The sequence below is a fragment of the Nakamurella deserti genome (assembly GCF_003260015.1).
Lineage (GTDB): Bacteria > Actinomycetota > Actinomycetes > Mycobacteriales > Nakamurellaceae > Nakamurella > Nakamurella deserti.
Window position 1 is genome coordinate 2,847,767 of sequence record NZ_QCXS01000002.1, and the last position, 17,969, is coordinate 2,865,735.

The 17,969-nt window shown below is 73.9% G+C and carries 12 protein-coding genes; 5 read left to right on the forward strand and 7 right to left on the reverse strand.

Annotated features, from left to right (window positions below; translation table 11 throughout):
* Positions 1-68: 68 nt before the first annotated feature.
* Both DB033_RS13025 and DB033_RS20970 read right to left on the reverse strand, forming a co-directional pair.
* Positions 69-5,276, reverse strand: a complete 5,208-nt coding sequence (locus tag DB033_RS13025) for an Ig-like domain repeat protein (protein ID WP_157970666.1) — start codon at positions 5,274-5,276, stop codon at positions 69-71.
* A gap of 425 nt (positions 5,277-5,701) precedes the next feature.
* Positions 5,702-5,851, reverse strand: coding sequence for a hypothetical protein (locus DB033_RS20970; protein ID WP_170315535.1), 150 nt, complete (start codon positions 5,849-5,851; stop codon positions 5,702-5,704).
* A 402-nt stretch (positions 5,852-6,253) separates the two neighbouring features.
* Between DB033_RS20970 and DB033_RS13030 the strand changes: the two genes are divergently transcribed.
* On the forward strand, positions 6,254-6,898 hold the full coding sequence (locus DB033_RS13030; protein ID WP_111767057.1) for a TetR/AcrR family transcriptional regulator: 645 nt from the start codon (positions 6,254-6,256) through the stop codon (positions 6,896-6,898).
* A gap of 178 nt (positions 6,899-7,076) precedes the next feature.
* Positions 7,077-7,490, forward strand: a complete 414-nt coding sequence (locus tag DB033_RS13035; RefSeq protein ID WP_205843795.1) for a DUF1707 domain-containing protein — start codon at positions 7,077-7,079, stop codon at positions 7,488-7,490.
* Positions 7,491-7,506: 16 nt separating this feature from the next.
* Here the strand turns inward: DB033_RS13035 and DB033_RS13040 are convergent, their stop codons facing one another.
* The 3 genes from DB033_RS13040 to pdhA are packed head-to-tail and all read right to left on the reverse strand — an operon-like array spanning position 7,507 to position 11,281.
* Entirely contained in the window at positions 7,507-9,048 is a 1,542-nt protein-coding gene (locus DB033_RS13040) for a dihydrolipoamide acetyltransferase family protein (protein WP_111767059.1), read from the reverse strand.
* Positions 9,045-10,022, reverse strand: a complete 978-nt coding sequence (locus tag DB033_RS13045; RefSeq protein ID WP_111767060.1) for an alpha-ketoacid dehydrogenase subunit beta — start codon at positions 10,020-10,022, stop codon at positions 9,045-9,047. The genes DB033_RS13040 and DB033_RS13045 overlap by 4 nt, the downstream gene beginning before the upstream one ends.
* The gene (gene pdhA / locus DB033_RS13050; protein WP_111767471.1) at positions 10,022-11,281 is read right to left on the reverse strand and encodes a pyruvate dehydrogenase (acetyl-transferring) E1 component subunit alpha; all 1,260 of its coding nucleotides are present in this window, start codon (positions 11,279-11,281) and stop codon (positions 10,022-10,024) included. The genes DB033_RS13045 and pdhA overlap by 1 nt, the downstream gene beginning before the upstream one ends.
* A gap of 187 nt (positions 11,282-11,468) precedes the next feature.
* Between pdhA and DB033_RS20730 the strand changes: the two genes are divergently transcribed.
* The gene (locus tag DB033_RS20730; RefSeq protein WP_170315536.1) at positions 11,469-12,281 is read left to right on the forward strand and encodes an SRPBCC family protein; all 813 of its coding nucleotides are present in this window, start codon (positions 11,469-11,471) and stop codon (positions 12,279-12,281) included.
* Between the two features lie 124 nt (positions 12,282-12,405).
* On the opposite strand, the gene DB033_RS13060 is transcribed toward DB033_RS20730, so the two are convergent.
* Both DB033_RS13060 and DB033_RS13065 read right to left on the reverse strand, forming a co-directional pair.
* On the reverse strand, positions 12,406-13,596 hold the full coding sequence (locus tag DB033_RS13060; RefSeq protein WP_111767061.1) for a 4-hydroxybenzoate 3-monooxygenase: 1,191 nt from the start codon (positions 13,594-13,596) through the stop codon (positions 12,406-12,408).
* 374 nt (positions 13,597-13,970) lie between these two features.
* Positions 13,971-15,185, reverse strand: coding sequence for an ROK family transcriptional regulator (locus DB033_RS13065; RefSeq protein WP_170315537.1), 1,215 nt, complete (start codon positions 15,183-15,185; stop codon positions 13,971-13,973).
* Positions 15,186-15,292: 107 nt separating this feature from the next.
* Here DB033_RS13065 and xylA point away from each other — a divergent pair, with 107 nt between their 5' ends.
* The gene (gene xylA, locus DB033_RS13070) at positions 15,293-16,480 is read left to right on the forward strand and encodes a xylose isomerase (protein WP_111767062.1); all 1,188 of its coding nucleotides are present in this window, start codon (positions 15,293-15,295) and stop codon (positions 16,478-16,480) included.
* 13 nt (positions 16,481-16,493) lie between these two features.
* Positions 16,494-17,864 carry a xylulokinase gene (xylB, locus tag DB033_RS13075; RefSeq protein ID WP_111767063.1) on the forward strand — a complete coding sequence of 457 codons (1,371 nt, stop codon included), beginning with the start codon at positions 16,494-16,496 and terminating at the stop codon, positions 17,862-17,864.
* Positions 17,865-17,969: the final 105 nt, after the last annotated feature.

Below are 17,969 nucleotides of genomic sequence, written 5' to 3' on the forward strand. Positions count from 1 at the left end.
CGCCCCGACACCCGACCGGCCCGGCACCGACGGGGTGGTCGGTGCCGGGCCGGTCGGAGCCGCTCGGATCAGTGGCCGCGGGTCCCCGGTCGACGTCGGGAGCCCAGCAGCAGCAGACCGCCGACGACCAGCAGCAGCGCGCCGCCGGCGATGCCGCCCGACAGCGACGTGCCGGTGTAGGCGAGTGGCTGGTGCGGGATCAGCGGGTTGGATCCGCCGCCGGCCGGCACCACCGGGGTCACCGGGGTCACCGGATCCGGTACGTCGGTGGTGACGGTCAGCCGGGTCACGGTCTCCGACGGCGCGTAGTTCCCGTCGCCGGCGTACAGCACCTGGACGTCGTAGTCACCCGGCGGCAGCGCGGTGCTGGCCTGGCAGGTGCGCTCCGGCAGCGCGACGGTGCACAGCACCACCCCGTCGACCACGAACGTCACGGTGCCCGTCGCGTCGGCGGGAACGTCAGGCCCCACGGTCAGCGTGGTGGTGCCACCGCTGACCACCGGACCGGTCGCCCCGCCCACGACGGCCACCGTCGCCCGGGTCACCTGGAACGTCGTCGTGGTGGCGGACGGCAGGTACCGGGCGTCGCCGGAGTAGCGCGCCGTCAGCGTCACCGGGCCGACCGCGCCGGCCACGAGACCGGCGCACCCCGAACCGTCACCGAGATCGATCACGCAGACCACGCCGTCGCCGTCGGTGATGGTGACGGTGCCGGTGGCGTCGGCGGGCAGCCCGGACACCGTGGGCACGATCGCGCCGCCGTAGGCGGCGTCGGGCACCGTCAGCGCCACCGCGGTGGGCGCCGGCGACACCGTGAACGCGACGTCGGCCGATGCGGGCAGGTTGTCGCGGTCGCCGGAATAGGTGGCGACGTAGGCGTAGGCACCCGGTTGCAGGCTCGCCAGCACCTCCGTGCAGCCCTGTCCGGTCACCACGTCCACCGTGCACACGACCTGGCCGCCGGCGGTGACGGTGATCGTGCCGGTGGCGCCCTCCGGCAGCCCGGACACCACCGGAACGGGGACCGTGCCGTAGGCCACGTCGGCGACCGCGACGGTGAACGAGGTCGCCCGCGGCGCGACGGTGAACGAGGCGGTGGCCCGGGAACCGGCGTGGTTCCCGTCGCCGCTGTACTCGGCGACGACCGTGTAGTCCCCGGCCCGCAGACCCGCGACGGCCAGGCATCCTTCGCCGTCGGCGGCGTCGAACTCGCACAGGACACCGGTCGGCCCGGTCAGGGTGACCGTTCCCGTCGCGCCCGCCGGGATCCCGCCGATCCGCGGCGCCGCCTCCTCGCCGAAGGTGAGATCGGCGACGGTGAGGCTGATGTCGGTCGGCGCCTGCTCGACCACGAAGAGTCCCGCCGCGGAGGAGCCGAGGTGATCGGCGTCGCCGGACCAGACGCCGGTGACCGGGTAGCTCCCGGCGTCGAGGTCGGCCGGCACCGCGCAGTCGGGCTGGGTCGAGACGTCGGCGATGGTGCACAGCACCCGGTCGCCCGAGGTGAAGGTGGCCGAGCCGGTGGCATCCACGGGCAGTCCGGTGAGCGCGAGGGTGGTGCCGGCGCCGTAGACCGGGCTGGTGTCGGCCACGACGACGGTGACCGCGCTGGTCGCCTTGTCGACGCCGAGGGTGACCGCCGCACTCGTCGCGGCGGTGTAGGAGCCGTCCCCGCTGTAGGCGGCGACCACCGGGTAGACGCCGGCCGGCAGGTCCGCCGGCGTCAGGCAGGCCGCCGCGGCGGTCACGTCGGCGACGGTGCACAGCACCCGGTCACCGGCGGTGAAGGTGACCGAGCCGGTCGCACCCGACGGCAGCCCCGTGACGCTGAGGGTGGTCGTGTCGCCGAACGTCACGGCCGGGCGGCCCGGCGAGACCACCGGCACGACGGTCGCCCTGACGACCCGGAACGCGGTCCCGGCGACGGCGGGCGCGTGGTTCGGGTCGCCCCCGTACACCGCCTCGACCGCATGGTCACCCACCGGCAGGCCACCCGTCGCCGTGCAACCGGTCGAAGTGACGACATCCTCGACGGTGCACAGGGTCCGGTCACCGGCCCGGAAGACGACGGTGCCCGTGGCGCCGGGCACGAGGCCGACGAAGGACAGCACCGTCGGGGAGCCGAACGGGATCTCCGCCGGAGTGACCGCCGCCGCGAAGTCCGGGCTCGGCGCCGGGACCACGGTGACCACGGCCTCCGCCGAGGATCCGAGGTGGTCGGCGTCGCCGCTGTAGGTGACCGACACCGGGTAGGTGCCCACCGCGAGACCGGCGTCGCCGAGGCAGCCGGTCCGCTCCGAGGTGACGTCGACCGTGCAGCCGGCGCCGGCGCCGGCGTAGGTGACCGTCCCCGTCGCGCCGCTCGGCAGGCCGGTGAACCAGACACCGACCGGGGTGCCGTAGGTGGTCTGCGCCGCCGACACCGCCGCCACCACCTGCGTCGCCGCCCGCAGCACGGTGAACGCGGTCGTCGCCGTCGCCGGCGCGTGGTTGCGGTCGCCGGAGTAGGAGGCCTGCACCGGGTACGGGCCGGCGGGGAGGTCGGCCGTGGTGGCGCAGCTCGCCGCGGCCGTCACGTCGACGATCTCGCACAGCACCGACGTGCCGCTGCGGAAGACCACCGCACCGGTGGATCCGTTGGGCAGGCCGGAGAACGACAGCGTCACCGGCGAGCCGTACACCGGTTCCGCGTCCGAGACCCCGGCGGCGAAGGACGGGACCCCCGCGGGCGTGACGTCGAAGGACGTCGTCGCGGTGGAGCTCTCGTGGTCGGCGTCGCCGGAGTACACCGCGGTGACGTCGTAGGCGCCGGCCGTCAGCGTGACCGGGGTGGCGCAGCCGGTGCCGGCCGTGACGTCGACCGTGCAGAGGGCCACGTCACCGGCGGTGAACACCACCGTGCCCGTCGCGCCGGCCGGGACCCCCGAGTAGCTGACGGTGGTCGCGGTGCCGAACGGCACCGCGGCGTCGCTGACGCCGGCGGCGAGCACGGTCGGGTACGGCGACACGGTGAAGGACGTCTCGGCGGTGGACCCGAGGTGACGGCTGTCCCCGGAGTACGTGGCCAGCACGGGGTAGGACCCGGCGGGCAGGTCGGCGGGTGCGACGCAGTCCTGGTCGGAGGTCACGTCGGCCACCGTGCAGAGCGTGGTCTCCCCCGCGGTGAACACCACGCTGCCGGTCGCTCCGGCGGGCAGGCCCGCGAAGGACACCAGGGCGGCGGTGCCGAACACGACCGGGTCCGCGGCCACCGCGGCGGTGATGTCGGTGGCCGCCCGCACCACGTCGAAGGCGAAGGGGGCGGCGGTCGCCCCGGCGAAGCGGGTGTCGCCGGCGTACTCGGTCGTGACCCGGTAGGTCCCCGGCTCGAGTGCGGCGGGTGCGGCGCAGCCGGCGCCCGCGGTGATGTCGGCGATGGTGCACAGCACGGTGCCGTCGGCCGCCCGGAAGCTCACGGCCCCGGTGGCACCGGACGGTGCGATGGACGCGGTCAGGGTCTGGGCGGTGCCGTACGGAACGGAGGCGGAGCTCGCCGCCCCGGTGACGACCGTCGCGGCCCGGCCGACGGTGAAGGTGGTCGTCGCGGACGCGGCCGGATACCTGGCGTCCCCGGCGTAGGTGGCGGTCACCGGATAGGTACCCGGCAGCAACGTCGACGACGGTGTGCACCCTGTCGCCGGCAGTGCGACCGTGCACAGCTCGGTGGTCCCGCTGCGGAAGACGATCGTGCCGGTGGCGTCGGACGGCAGCCCGATGCCGCTGAGCGTGGTGGCGGTGCCGTAGGACACCGACGCGGGCGTCGCCGAGGCGGTGAAGGCGACGACGCTCACCGTCCGGGTGGCGGTCTGCGGGTTGGCGTCCGTCGAGGACACCTTCGCCGTGATGACCGGCGACGACCCGGCGGCGGCGCCGACCGTCACCGGGATCTGCAGGGTGGGCAGCGCCGCACCCGCGGGGATCGGCGTGGCGGGGGTGTAGCGGCAGCTGACGACCTGGCCGGTGGTGGTGCAGACGTAACCGGGGGTGGTGGGGTTGGTCGGGGTGAGCCCGACCGGGAGCGTGGTCGTGACCGTGGCCGGCTCGCGCTCCACGCCCTGCGCCGGGTCCAGGGACGGGGTGACGGCGATGGTCGCTCGGCCGCCGGTCAGGAGACGCCCGCCCTGGTCGTCGTCGACGGCCAACCGGTACGACGGCAACTGTCCGGTCAGCGTGGTGGCGCTGAGCCGGTTGATCTCGTGGATCTCGGTGGAACCGCCGGTCGACGCCGACCACCCGAAGGTCAGCTGATACGGCAGACCGGTGGCCGGGTCGTAGTACGACGCCGGGAAGCCCAGTCCGGCCAGGGTGGTGGCGGTCGGAAGCGGCCCGGTGAGCAGCTGGCGGGGCGCGCCGAGCGACGTCCACGACACGAGCCAGCTACGGGCCGGCACGGTGAGGCCGCTCGCCGTGGTGGCCGGCACCGGGTCCGGGTTCAGGGCGACCTGGACGGGCACGGCCGCCGGACGGGGGCCCGCCGCCAGGCGGTCCAACCGACCCGAGGACGTGGCGGTACCGAGGATGCAGTACCCCCGGTTGCCGTTGCCGGGACCGCGGACGGTGACGTTCTGCGCCGAGAACGAGCTGCTGGCACAGTCCACCCCGCCGAAGGCGGAGTTGCGGAAGTTGCCGAAGACGTCGAGCCCGAAGCCCATGTACCCGAAGCTGACCCCCTGCTGGCCACCGCCGGTGGCGCTGTACCCGAGGGAACCGCCGGCCGGCCCGGTCACGACCGGCGGGCTCGGATTCGTCGGATCGGTCGCCGCGAGGACGAACGCGATGCCGTCCGCCCCGCTGCCGCTGTACTGGTAGGTGTTGAAGACGACGTCGATGCCCTCGGTCGTCGGGATGCTGGTGCTGTTGTAGACGGTGCCGACCTGGCCGGTGGCGTTGGTGGTGAGCCGCAGCGTGCCGGAGCCCGGCGCGTCGATCGCCGGCGACGCACAACCACCGATGGGCAGCTGGGTCGCGTCCGTGCCGGCGGTCAGGCAGGCGCGCGTACTCGAGCCCTCACCCACGACCCGCCAGTTCGGTGACGCCGTCGTCGCGTCGGCGAAGTTGTCCGCGCCCAGCGGCGTCACCGTGACGGCGGCGGCGCTCGCGAGCGGGGTCGAGATCAGCACCGTGCTGCCGACGAGGGCGAGGACGGCCGCGAGGGCCGCTCCACGGCGTACGGAGGAACGGGCGGGACCGGGCGGCCTCGGACGCATCGACGCGAACTCCACTTCGGGACTGGTCACCGTCCACCGGAGCTCTGAGCGCGTCCGGGAGGCAACTGACTGTAGCTGCCTGAGTGCGCAGCGTCTCGACAGTAGCTCAACCAACACGCTCAGTTACTGAGCTGTCCGGGCGGTTCTCCGTCGTGGCGGGCGTCACCCGTTACCTCGAAAAGCCCATCGACGGACGGGTTCCGGTCACCGTCAGTGAGAACCGGGACGACCCCGTCGGGACATGGAATCCCTGGTGGGGGCGGTCGACGACGCTCCCGGGAGTGCGCAGCGCCGCCGGGACAGAGAAAGACCCCGGGCTGCTGCCACGTCGGGGGTCTGGCAGCAATCCGGGGTCATGCTCTCTATCGCCGTCCCCCCGCCGGGCGTTACACACGGTCAGGAGAACTTCCGGCGCACCTCGCCGCGGCCGCCGGGTCACGACCGAGGCCAGGTCGTCAGTCGAAGATCCGACCCTGACGCTGGGCGATCACGATCAGCTCGTCACGCATCGACGCCGTCGGAGCGGAGTCGATCGCCCGGGTCACCAGGCGACGGGTACGGGACGTCTCACGGCGGCTGCGAATGGCCTTCGCGAGGTTACTCATTCAAAACACCTTCTCTGCTCGATCCGCCCGGCCGGGCGGGGGCGCCGTCTGATGACGACTGGTTCTCTCGTTGCATTGATACAGACGCCCCAGTACCCGCAAAGATGCCCGATTCGTCGATGAAGTGGCTCACACGCCGTCGATCGTCCGGCGGCGGCGCCTCCGGACGCCAGATCCCGGCGTCCGGTCCGGGTGAGTCCGTAGCCGACGGGTGCCCCCGCAGCGGCCGGCCACCCGGTCACGCGGTCCGGCGCCCCAGCCGGCGGCAGCCCTTCGGCGCCACGGCGGCACGGCCGGCTCCCCCGGGGACGCCGCACCCGCCCAGCCGGGTGTCGCCTCGCGGCGCCGCCCGGGCCCGGAGGCCGAGTTGACTGCACCGGTGCCGGTCACGACCATCGCCGCATGACCACTTCCGCGACCCCGCCGGGCGGACGCCGGGCTCTGGTGGCCGCCGCTCACGCCGAACTCGCCGAACACGGCCGCTCCGCGATCAGCCTGCGGGCGGTCGCCCGGCGGGCCGGCGTCTCCCACGCCGCACCCAAGCACCATTTCGGCGACCGGGCCGGGCTGCTCACCGCGGTGGCCACCGACGGCTTCGACGCGCTCGCCGACACCCTGCGACGGATCCTCCCCGCCGAGGGCCCGCCCACCGCGGCGACCCTCGCCGAGCTCGGCCGCGCCTACATCGACTTCGGCCTCGCCCATCCCGCGCTGTTCGACCTGATGTTCCGACCCAGCGAGCTGCGCGGCGACGACCCGGACCTGATCCGGGCCGAGCGCGCGGCGATCGGGGTGCTCAGCGACACCGTCGCCGGACTCGCTCCGGACGCACGGGCGCCGGGTACGTCACCGGACGCACCGTCGGCGGCGGCGCTGAGCAGTTGGGCCCTGGTGCACGGCCTGGTGGTACTCACCCGCGACGGCGCCCTGCCCGGCATCGCCGGCGTCGCCGACCCAGCGGCCGCCGCCCGACTCGCCCACGACCTGCTGCTCAGCAGCGGCACCGCCGCCACGGTCGCACCACCCGACCCGCCGCTCGTTCCTTGACACTGTCAATCCACCGCCGCACACTGGGTGACACCACCCGTCGACGGAGGTTCCCATGTGTGGACGACCGCACCAGCACCCGGCCCCGTTCGCCTCAGCTGGTCCCGACCGGGCACCGGGCGACACCCCGCCTCCGGCGGCAGCCGACCGCGCCGGTGCGTCCGCACCCGGTGCCGGCGTGCGGCGACACATCCGGATCGGTGATGCGCAACGTCGCAGCACGGACGCGGTCCTGGCGCAGGCGATGGCGTCGGGGTACCTGACCTGGGACGAATGGCACGACCGGACGGCGTCCGTGCGCACGGCGACCACCGTCGGCGCACTGGATGCGGTCACCGCGGATCTCCCCGTCGACAGGCTCCGCCGGCAGGACCCGGTCGCGCGGTCCGAACGCACCGCCGCCACCCGGCGTGACCTCCGCACCCGCACCGCGGGCTGGCTCGGTCTCGCCGCGCTGCTGATCACCATCTGGCTCGCCGTCGCCATCCCGACGGGCGCCTGGTACCCCTGGCCGGTCTGGCCGATCCTCGGCACCGGCATCGGCCTGGTGTCACACGTGCTGCCGGCCCGCGCCGCCCTGCGCAGCAGCTGACCGGCACCGGCCGGCGTCACCAGGCCAGGGCGAGACCCGGATCGGTCAGCAGGGCGCCGACGTCGGACAGGAACCGCGCCCCCTGCGCGCCGTCGACCAACCGGTGGTCGAAGGTGAGCGAGAGCTGACAGACCTGCCGGACGGCGAGCTCACCGTCCACCACCCAGGGAGCGGCCTTGACGGCCCCCATCGCCAGGATGCCCGCCTCCCCCGGGTTGAGGATGGGCGTCCCGGCGTCGATACCGAAGACGCCGATGTTGGTGATGGTGAAGGTGCCGCCGCTCATCGCCGCCGGCGAGGTGCGCCCCGCCCGCGCCGTCTCGACGAGGTCGGCGAGGGCGAGGGCGAGCCCGTGCAGATCCAGCGCGTCGGCGTCCCGGATGTGCGGCACCACCAGCCCGCGGGGCGTGTCGGCGGCGATCCCGAGGTTGACGTAGTCGGAGAAGACGATCTCCTGGGCGGCCTCGTCCCAGTGCGCGTTGAGGTCGGGGGCGCGGCGCAGGGCGAGGCAGACCGCCCTGGCCGCGAAAACCAGCGGGGTCAGCTTCACGTCGGCGAACTCGCGTCGGTCCCGCAGCCGTTGACGCAACGCCATCAGCTCGGTGACGTCGATGCTCTGGAAGACGGTGACCTGGGGCGCGGTGAAGGCGCTGCCGACCATGGCGGCCGCGGTGGCCTTGCGGACGCCCCGGATCGGCACCCGGGTCTGGCGGGAGGTGTCAATGCCGGACCGCGGCGGGGCGGCTGTCGCCGGGGCCGGGGTGACCGGCGCGGCGGCCTGCCGGACGTCGTCCCGGGTGATGACGCCACCGGGGCCGCTCCCGGTCACGGTGTGCAGGTCGACGCCCAGCTCACGGGCGAGCAGCCGGACGGGCGGCGCCGCCAGCGGCACGCCCCGGGTGGGTGCACCGGCCACCGCGGGTGCCGCCGGGGCCGGGTGCGGATCGGTCGCGACCGGAGCGGGCCGGGCGGGGGCCGGAGCGGGCCGGGCGGGGGCCGGAGCGGGCGGGACGGCCGGGGCGGACGACGACGCAGCGGGAGCGGCCGGCGCCACCGCGGCCGGTCCGACCTGCGCCGACGCGGCGGCCCCGTTCACCGGCGCCGTTCCGGGCACCGGCGCGGCAGCGGGGGTACGGCGCGGACGTCGACCGGACGCCGCTCCCGCCGACACGAAGCCGACCAGGGTCGCGATCCGTCCGTCGGCGGTCATCTCGCCGATCTTGGTGCCCGCCTCGTCGTCGCCCGGTCCCGCCGCGGCGGCGCCGGCCGGACCGGTGGCGACGGCCGCGACCGGTGTCGCCGGGTCCGACCCCGGATCGGTGTCGATGGTGATGATGGGCACGCCGACGTCGACCGTCTGTCCCGGGGTGACCAGCAGTGACGTCACCCGGCCGGCGTACGGCGACGGCAGCTCGACCGCGGCCTTGGCCGTCTCGATCTCGACCAGGATCTGGTTGACACCGACCTCGTCCCCCGGCGCGACCCGCCAGTCGAGGATCTCGGCCTCGGTGAGGCCCTCCCCGACGTCGGGCAGCGCGAAGGTCTCGACGTGACTCACCGGTACTCCAGACTGCGGTCGACCGCGTCGAGGACGCGGTCCAGGGTGGGCAGGAACTCGTCCTCGAGCTTGCTCGGCGGGTACGGGACGTCGAGGCCGGCGACCCGCAGCACGGGTGCCTGCAGCGAGTAGAACGCCTCCTCGGTGACCCGCGCGGCGATGTCGGAGGTGATCGAGCTCTCCCGCGGCGCCTCCGACACGACGACGAGATGCCCGGTGCGGCGGACGGATTCGACCACCGGCGCGAGGTCCAGCGGCGACAGCGCACGCAGGTCGATGACCTCCAGCGAGCGGCCCTCGGCGGCGGCGGCCTCGGCGGCGGCGAGGGCGATCGACACCGACGGGCCGTAGGTCACGACCGTGCAGTCGCTGCCCTCCCGACGCACCCGGCTGGTGAACCAGTCGCCCTGATGGTTCGCGGTCTCGACCTCGGCCTTCTCCCAGTAGCGGCGCTTCGGCTCGAGGAAGACGACCGGGTCGTCGGACGAGATGGCCTGGCGCAGCATGTGGTAGCCGTCGGAGGCGTTGGAACACGACACCACCCGCAGACCGGCGATGTGGCAGAAGAACGACTCCGGCGACTCCGAGTGGTGCTCGACCGCCCCGATGCCGCCCCCGAACGGGATCCGGATGACCAGCGGCACCGTCCAGGCGCCGCCGGAGCGGAAACCCATCTTGGCGACCTGCGAGATGATCTGGTCGAAGGCCGGGAACACGAACCCGTCGAACTGGATCTCCACCACCGGGCGGTACCCGCGCATCGCGAGACCGACGGCGGTGCCGACGATCCCGGACTCGGCCAGCGGGGTGTCGATGACCCGGTCCTCGCCGAAGTCCTTGTACAGCCCGTCGGTGATGCGGAAGACGCCGCCGAGCCGCCCGACGTCCTCACCCATCACGAGAACCTTGCGGTCGGCGGCCATCTCGTCACGCAGGGCGGTGTTCAGGGCTTTCGCCAGGGTCATCGTGGCCATCAGTGCCGACCTCCCGTGCGGTCCCCGCCGGTCGTCGCGTCGGTGTCGGCGAAACCGGCCAGGTACTCCTCGAACGCGGCGCGCTGGGCCTCGACCTGCGGGTGCGGCGTCGCGTAGACGTGGTCGAACATCACCGACGGCGACGGCGCGGGCAGGTTGACCACCCGGGTGCGGAAGTCCGCGGCCAGCGCGTCCGACTCGGCGGCGACGGCCTCGAAGAACGCGGCGTCGGCGAGGCCGTTGCGCGCCAGGTAGGCCTTGACCCGCTCGATCGGGTCGAGCAGCTTCCAGGCCTGCGTCTCGTCGGCCATCCGGTAGCGGGACGGGTCGTCGGAGGTGGTGTGGGCGTCCATCCGGTAGGTGAACGCCTCGATCATCACCGGCCCGTTGCCCGACCGGCATTCGTCGAGCGCCCAGGCGGTGACGGCCAGACACGCCAGCACGTCGTTGCCGTCGACGCGGATCCCCGGGAAGCCGTATCCGGCGGCCCGCTCGTACAGCGGCATTCGCGCGACCCGGTGGATCGACTCCGAGATGGCCCACTGGTTGTTCTGGCAGTAGAACACCACCGGGGCGTTGAACGCCGCCGCGAAGACCATTCCCTCGTGGACGTCGCCCTGGGACGTCGCCCCGTCGCCGAAGAACGCGATGGTGGCCTCGGCGGTGTCCTCGTCGCCCATGGCGCCGTCCAGGCGCTGGCCCATCGCCCAGCCCACGGCGTTGATCACCTGGTTGCCGATGACGATCGCGTAGGAGTTGAAACGCTTCTCGCGCGGGTTCCAGGATCCGAAGTCGATACCGCGGAAGATCGACGCGATCTCCACCGGCGGGATCCCGCGGCAGTGCGCGACACCGTGCTCGCGGTAGGACGGGAAGGCCATGTCCTGCGGCCGCATGGCGCGACCGGCACCGATCTGGGCGGCCTCCTGACCCAGCAGCGGCGCCCACAGGCCGAGCTGCCCCTGGCGCTGCAGGGCGTTGCCCTCGCGGTCGACGCGACGGACCAGCACCATGTCGCGGTACAGGTCGCGGACCAGGTCGGGGGTGACGTCGAGCGGGAACCGGTCGGAGGGGGTGTACTCACCCTCCGGGCTGAGCAGGGAGAAGATGCCGGGGGCACTGACCGTGGCGCGCAGACCGGCCATCACCTCGTGGGGTTGCGGCAGTGACGAGGTACCGGCCGCCCCCCGTGCGGCAGCCGCACTGGCGGTCGCGGTGCTGTCGGTGTCGGTGGTGTGGGTGGACGGCTGCGATGGCATGGACCTCTCCTCAATTCCTCCCATAGTGGCACGGATCAGGGGGCGGGGTGACCTGCGCCACCCCGACTGTCGGACCCGCGACGGTCGGGATATGCGCAGGTCGGGCGACGCCGTCGCGACCGGCGACGGGACCGTCACGCCGTGCTGGCGGGGCCGGCCATACCGGCGACCTCTACGATCATCGCCAGTGCCGGCCACCGATTCCGGCGGCACGTCGATCACCGTCTCGTCTGCGTCCTGGAGGTTCGTCGTGGAACTGGAACACCGCTTCGAGCTGCCCGTGGGGGTCGACCGGGCGTACCCGGCGCTGACCGACCTGGACCTGGTCGCGCAGTGCTGGCCGGGGGCCACCCTGGACAAGGCCGAGGGCGACACGTTCTCGGGCTCGCTGAAGATCAGGATCGGTCGCATCCCCCGGACGTTCAAGGGCACCGGACGCTTCGTCGAGCGCGACAGCGCTGCCCACCGCGCGGTCATCGAGGCGACCGGCGGCGCCACCCGGTCGGGCAGCTCGGCGACCATGCTGGTGAACGCCTCGGCCACCGCGGTGACGCCCAACCGCACGGCGGTGGTGCTGCTGACCACCCTGTCCATCACCGGCCGCGAGTCGTCCTTCAGCCGCCAGGTGATGATCGACGTCGGCAACGAGTCGGTGACCCGGTTCGCCGAGGCGATGGCGCAGAAGCTGGCCGGCAAGTCCGCTCCCGAGGCGGAGCTGCTCAGCGTCCTCAACCCCGACGAGGTCGCGGCCGAGGTGGTCGCCGACGAGTTCGAGGAGCCGGTGCAGCCGGCCGCGGAGGCCACCACCCCGCTCGGCGGGCTGCCGGCCGACGCACCGCGGGCGACGCACGCCCCGGCTCGGTCCGCCGGCGGCGGCAGTCAGCCGGTCGAGGTGCTGACCGCGGCCAAGGGACCGTTCCTGCAGCAGATCGCTCCGGTTATCGGAGCCGTCGTGCTGGCCGTGCTCATCCTGCGCAAGAAGCCGAAGAAGCAGGTCTGACCGGTCGCGCCGGCGGACCGTCTCCGCCGGGGTGAGCCCGACCCCCGCGCCTCGGAGCGCCGCTCGACCGGAGGCCCTGCCGGGATGCCCGGGGTGCGCTCGAGCGGCGACTCGAGCGGACGGCTCAGCCGGTCGGCCAGCCCGTGTAGCCCTCCGCGAGGTAGCGCGACCCGGCCTCCGACGACGTCACCGCGTCCAGTTCGCCGAGCTGCCGCCGCAGGTCGAAGGCGTCCGCCCCCGCCGGGGTGTGCAGCATCGTGGTCATCCAGTACGAGAAGTGCTGTGTCTTCCACACTCTGGCGAGAGCGCGCTCGGTGTAGCCGTCCAGTCGGTCCGGGTCCCGCTCACCGACCGCCGCCGCGAGATGCTCAGCCAGCACGCGCACGTCGGCCAGGGCCAGGTTGAGCCCCTTGGCCCCGGTGGGCGGGACGGTGTGCGCGGCGTCGCCGGCCAGCAGCAGGTTGCCGTACCGCATCGGCTCCTGGACGAAGCTGCGGAACGGCAGCACCGTGCGCTCCAGGATCGGCCCCTCCTGCAGCCGGAACCCGTCGGGTCCGGCGAGGCGCCGTTGCAGTTCCTCCCAGATCCGGTCGTCGGGCCAGTCGGCCACGTCGGTCGCCGGGTCGCACTGCAGGTACATGCGTTGGACGGTGTCGGTGCGCCGGCTGATCAGCGCGAATCCTTGGTCGGAGCGGGCGTAGATCAGCTCCGGGGCGCTCGGCGGCGCCGCGCAGAGGATGCCCAACCAGCCGAACGGATACTCCCGGGCGTAGCGGCGGCGGTCCGTCTCGGGGAACAGGTGCCGGGTGACGCCCCGGGATCCGTCGGCGCCGACGACGTAGTCGCAGGAGATCTCCCGGCGGACCCCGTCGGCGTCGGTGAAGGCCATCCGCGGACGGTCGAGGACGTCGGTCACCTCCGTGTCGGCGACCCCGAAGCGGACGTCGCCGCCGTCGCGGTCGGCGGCGTCGGCGAGGTCGAGGAACACGTCGGTCTGCGGATAGAGCCAGACCGACGTTCCCGCCAGTGCCGTGAAGTCGATGCGGTGACTCTCCCCGCCGTAGCGCAGGTCGATGCCGCGGTGTTCGTGCCCGTCGGTCAGCACCCGGTCCGACACCCCCGAGTCGACCAGCAACCGCGCACTGTCCCGCTCGAGGATGCCGGCGCGGTGGGTGGTCCCGATCTCCGTCCGCGGCCGGGTGTCGATCACGACGGAGTCGATGCCGTCGCGGCGCAGCAGGTGGGCGAGCATCAGTCCGGCGGGGCCACCGCCGACGATGCCGACGGCGGTCCGGGACGGGGACGGCGCTCTCATGACGGCGACCGTACGGCCGGCCGGTCGCGACCGTCGAGTCCGGACTCCCGTCCGGCGGTCAGGGTCGACGGATGCCGGCCCACCGCCGCGGGCCGCGGCCGACGGATGCCGGCCCACCGCACCGGGTGTGCGGTCGCCGGCCGGAGGGGTGGTGGCGACAGGTCAGCCGGGTGCCGCGAGCCGGGGCCGGGCGCCGCGGTGCGCGCCTCCTCGACCGGCGGGGCCGTGCCGAGGGGTGGACGGCGAACGCGGGCCGGCGGTCGACGGGCGACGGGCCGGGCGGCCCGGGTCGGCGGTCGACGGGCGGCGGGCCGGGCGGCCCGGGTCGACGGGTTACGGGTGACGGGTGACGGGCGAGAAGGCCGCCCCGGAGCTCAACGTTCGATCCAGGCCAGCGGGTCGCGGACGATCTCGGACCGTATCGACAGCGCGGCCCCGGCGAGGGCGGCCCCGCTGGTCACCAGCGCCGGCCGCACGGCGACCGGCGCCCACGCGTCCCACAGCACCCGGCTCCGCAGCTGCTGTTGCAGCGGCTCCCGCAGGTGGTCGACCAGCGCGGCGAAAGTCCCGCCCAGCACGACGGTGTCGACGTCGAGCAGGTTCACCGCGGTCGACAGGGCCAGGCCCAGGGCGTGCCCCGCGGCCTGCAGGGCGGCCACCGCTCCCGGCGCGCCGCGTCCGGCGAGGGCGCTGAGCTCCCCGACCCCGCGGTCGATGGGCAGCCCGGCCCGGCGCCGGAGGGCGTCCGTGCCGGCGTACTGCTCCAGGCACCCGCTGGCCCCGCACCCGCACCGCGGACCCGCGGGATCGACCAGGGTGTGGCCGATCTCGCCGCTCCAACCGTGGCTGCCGGCCACGATCCGGCCGTCCCGGACCAGGGCACCGCCGATGCCGATCTCACCCGAGACGTAGAAGAAGGAGGTCACGCCGGACTCCCGCAGCGCCCGCGCCTCGGCCTGTGCGGCCAGGGTCGCCTCGTTGGCCTGCACGACCCGCAGTCCCGGCCGGTCCAGCAGCCCGCTCAACGCCCCCACCACGTCCACGTCCCGCCACCCCAGATTGGGCGCGATCCGCAACCGGCCGGCTCCGCTGTCGACGAGTCCGGGCAGGGCGACGCACAGTCCGGCGACCGGCAGGTCGGCCGCGGCCGCGGCCACGACGTCCCGGCACAGCGCGGCGAGGGCGGCCAGTACCGGTGCCGGATCGCTGGACCGGTGGTCGCCGGGCACGATCCGCTCGCCGAGCGTCGCGCCGGTCAGGTCGACCACGCGCACGGCCAGGTGATCGACGTCGATCTCCGCCCCCACCGCGGCCAGCGTCCCGGCGGCCGGCACCAACGGAGCCGCCGGGCGGCCGGCGGAGACGGCGCGCACCGTGGGCAGCACGGTCACCAGCCCCGCCGCGAGCAACCGGTCGGTCAGCGCCGACACCGTCGCCCGGGTGAGGCCCGTCAGCTGGGCGAGATCGGCCCTGGATGGTGGCGTCGTGCTGTCCACGACGGCGGCGAGCAGCACTCCGAGGTTGTGGGCGCGCAGCGACGCCTGGCGGGCCGGGCTGCCGGGCGACAGGCTGCGCGCACTCTCGGTCATCTCTTGACCCTAGACGGGCAGGTGTATATGTTCAACGGACTGACAAATTGGTCGGCCATCCTCCGGACCGCCGGCCTCCGCCCAGAACCGTGACAAGGATGTCCGCCATGAGCCCCACCCCCACCCGCGACGACCACTTCTCCTTCGGCCTCTGGACCGTCGGCTGGCAGGGTCGCGACCAGTTCGGTGACGCCTCCCGGACCGCCCTGGATCCGGTGGAAGCGGTCGAGAAGCTCGCCGCCCTCGGCGCCTGGGGCATCACCTTCCACGACGACGACCTGATCCCGTTCGGTTCCGACGCCGCCACCCGCGACCGGATCCTGGGCAGCTTCCGACAGGCCCTGAGCGCCAACGACATCGTCGTGCCGATGGTGACCACCAACCTGTTCTCGCACCCGGTCTTCAAGGACGGCGGGTTCACCTCCAACGACCGTGGCGTGCGCCGGTTCGCGCTGTCCAAGGTGTTGCGCAACGTCGACCTGGCCGCCGAGCTGGGGGCGGCCACCTTCGTCATGTGGGGCGGCCGCGAGGGTGCGGAGTACGACGGGTCCAAGGACCTGTACGCCGCGCTGGACCGCTACCGCGAGGGTGTCGACACCGTCGCGTCCTACATCAAGGCCAAGGGCTACGACCTGCGGATCGCGCTGGAGCCCAAGCCCAACGAGCCCCGCGGCGACATCCTGCTGCCGACCGTCGGGCACGCGCTGGCCTTCATCGCCACGCTCGAGCACGGCGACATCGTCGGCGTGAACCCCGAGACCGGCCACGAGCAGATGGCCGGCCTGAACTACACCCACGGCCTCGCGCAGGCGCTGTGGGCGGGCAAGCTGTTCCACCTGGACCTCAACGGCCAGCGGTCCATCAAGTACGACCAGGACCTGGTCTTCGGACACGGGGACCTGCTGTCGGCCTTCTTCACCGTCGACCTCATCGAGAACGGCTTCCCGGGGGGCGGCGCCCGCTACGAGGGTCCGCGCCATTTCGACTACAAGCCGTCGCGCACCGAGGACTACGACGGGGTGTGGGCGTCGGCGAAGGCGAACATGGCCACCTATCTGCTGCTCAAGGAGCGGGCGCTGGCGTTCCGCGCCGACCCCGAGGTGCAGGAGGCCCTGGCGGCCTCCGGCGTGCTGGACCTGGCCACCCCGACGCTGGGTGCCGGGGAGACCGCCGCCGACCTGCTGGCCGACGCGTCCTCCTACGACGCCTACGACGCCGACACGTCCGCCGAGCACGGCTTCGGCTTCGTGCACCTGAACCAGCTGGCCGTCGAGCACGCGCTCGGCGCCCGCTGACCACTCACCGCTGATGTCGGATTCGACGCTGGTCGCGGGGATCGACTCCTCCACCCAGTCGGTGAAGATCCTGCTCGTCGACGCCGCCGACGGGACGGTGGTCGACGAGTCGTCGGCACCGCACCCCGGCGGTTCCGAGGTCGACCCGGCCGCCTGGTGGACCGCGCTCCGGGCCGCCGACTCCGGTCTGCTGCGCCGGGCCGCGGCGATCGGGGTGGCCGGTCAGCAGCACGGCATGGTCTGCCTCGACGGAGCCGGTGCGGTGGTGCGCCCGGCCCTGCTCTGGAACGACCTCCGGTCCGCCGACGAGATCCCGGCTGTGGTCGAGCATCTGGGCGGACCGCAGCGGTGCGCCGACGCCATCGGCTCGGTGCCTGCGGCGTCGTTCACGGTGACCAAGCTCCGCTGGCTCGCCGCACACGAACCGGCCGCCGCCGCCCGCACCGCGACGGTGGCGCTGCCGCACGACTGGCTGACCTGGCAGCTCACCGGAGCCCCGGTGGGCGGGGTCACCACCGACCACGGTGACGCCTCCGGGACGGGCTACTACTCCCCCGCCGACCGCGCCTGGCGACCGGACGTCGCGGCGTGGGCGCTGGGTCACGAGCCGGCCCTGCCCCGGCTGGCCGACCCGGGCGCGGTCGTCGGCGAGACGTCGTGGGGGGCGCTGCTGTCCGCGGGCACCGGCGACAACATGGGGGCAGCACTGGCTCTCGGGCTCGGCCCGGGCGACGTCGCGGTGTCGATCGGCACCTCGGGGACGGCGTTCTGCGTCACCGACACCCCGGCGGCCGACCCGTCCGGTGAGGTGGCCGGGTTCGCCGACGCCACCGGGCGCTACCTGCCGCTGGTGTGCACGGTCAACGCCTCGCGGATCCTGTCGGTGGTGGCCGGCCTGCTGGGTGTGGACTTCGACGGGCTGACCGCGCTCGCGTTGGCGGGTACGCCGGGCAGTCACGGGTTGACCCTGCTGCCCTACCTGGACGGCGAGCGCACCCCGAACCGACCGGACGCGACCGGCGTCCTGAGCGGGATCACCTCGGCCACGACCCGGGAGGATCTCGCCCGGGCGGCGGTCGAGGCCCTGCTGTGCTCGCTGGCCGACGCGGTGGACGCCCTCGGCGTGACGCCGCGGCGGCTGGTGCTGATCGGCGGCGGCGCCCGCAACGCGGCCGTCCAGCAGCTCGCACCGGGCATCTTCGGCACCGCCGTCGAGATCCCCGCCCCGGCCGAGTATGTCGCCCTGGGCGCCGCCCGGCAGGCGGCCTGGGCACTGACCGGCACGCTGCCGGAGTGGCCGGTCGTCGGTGGCCGCCGTGTCGAGGGCGACACCGCCCCGGAGGTGCGCCACCAGTACGGCCGGCTCCGCGAGAACCTCGCCTGATCCGTCCGCGCCCGGGGCGGGGAACGACCGCGTGCGGTCGTCCTCGGTCCGGGACGGCGGGCCGGGCGAGCGTCCGGCGGACGCCGCCGGGAGCTCGGTGACGAC

Bases quoted from the DNA above. Each gene is read 5' to 3' on its own strand.
- DB033_RS20970 (WP_170315535.1), bottom strand. From the start codon at position 5,851: ATGAGTAACCTCGCGAAGGCCATTCGCAGCCGCCGTGAGACGTCCCGT.
- pdhA (WP_111767471.1), bottom strand. From the start codon at position 11,281: ATGCCATCGCAGCCGTCCACCCACACCACCGACACCGACAGCACCGCG.
- DB033_RS13060 (WP_111767061.1), bottom strand. From the start codon at position 13,596: ATGAGAGCGCCGTCCCCGTCCCGGACCGCCGTCGGCATCGTCGGCGGT.
- DB033_RS13045 (WP_111767060.1), bottom strand. From the start codon at position 10,022: ATGGCCACGATGACCCTGGCGAAAGCCCTGAACACCGCCCTGCGTGAC.
- xylB (WP_111767063.1), top strand. From the start codon at position 16,494: ATGTCGGATTCGACGCTGGTCGCGGGGATCGACTCCTCCACCCAGTCG.
- DB033_RS13030 (WP_111767057.1), top strand. From the start codon at position 6,254: ATGACCACTTCCGCGACCCCGCCGGGCGGACGCCGGGCTCTGGTGGCC.
- DB033_RS13065 (WP_170315537.1), bottom strand. From the start codon at position 15,185: ATGACCGAGAGTGCGCGCAGCCTGTCGCCCGGCAGCCCGGCCCGCCAG.
- xylA (WP_111767062.1), top strand. From the start codon at position 15,293: ATGAGCCCCACCCCCACCCGCGACGACCACTTCTCCTTCGGCCTCTGG.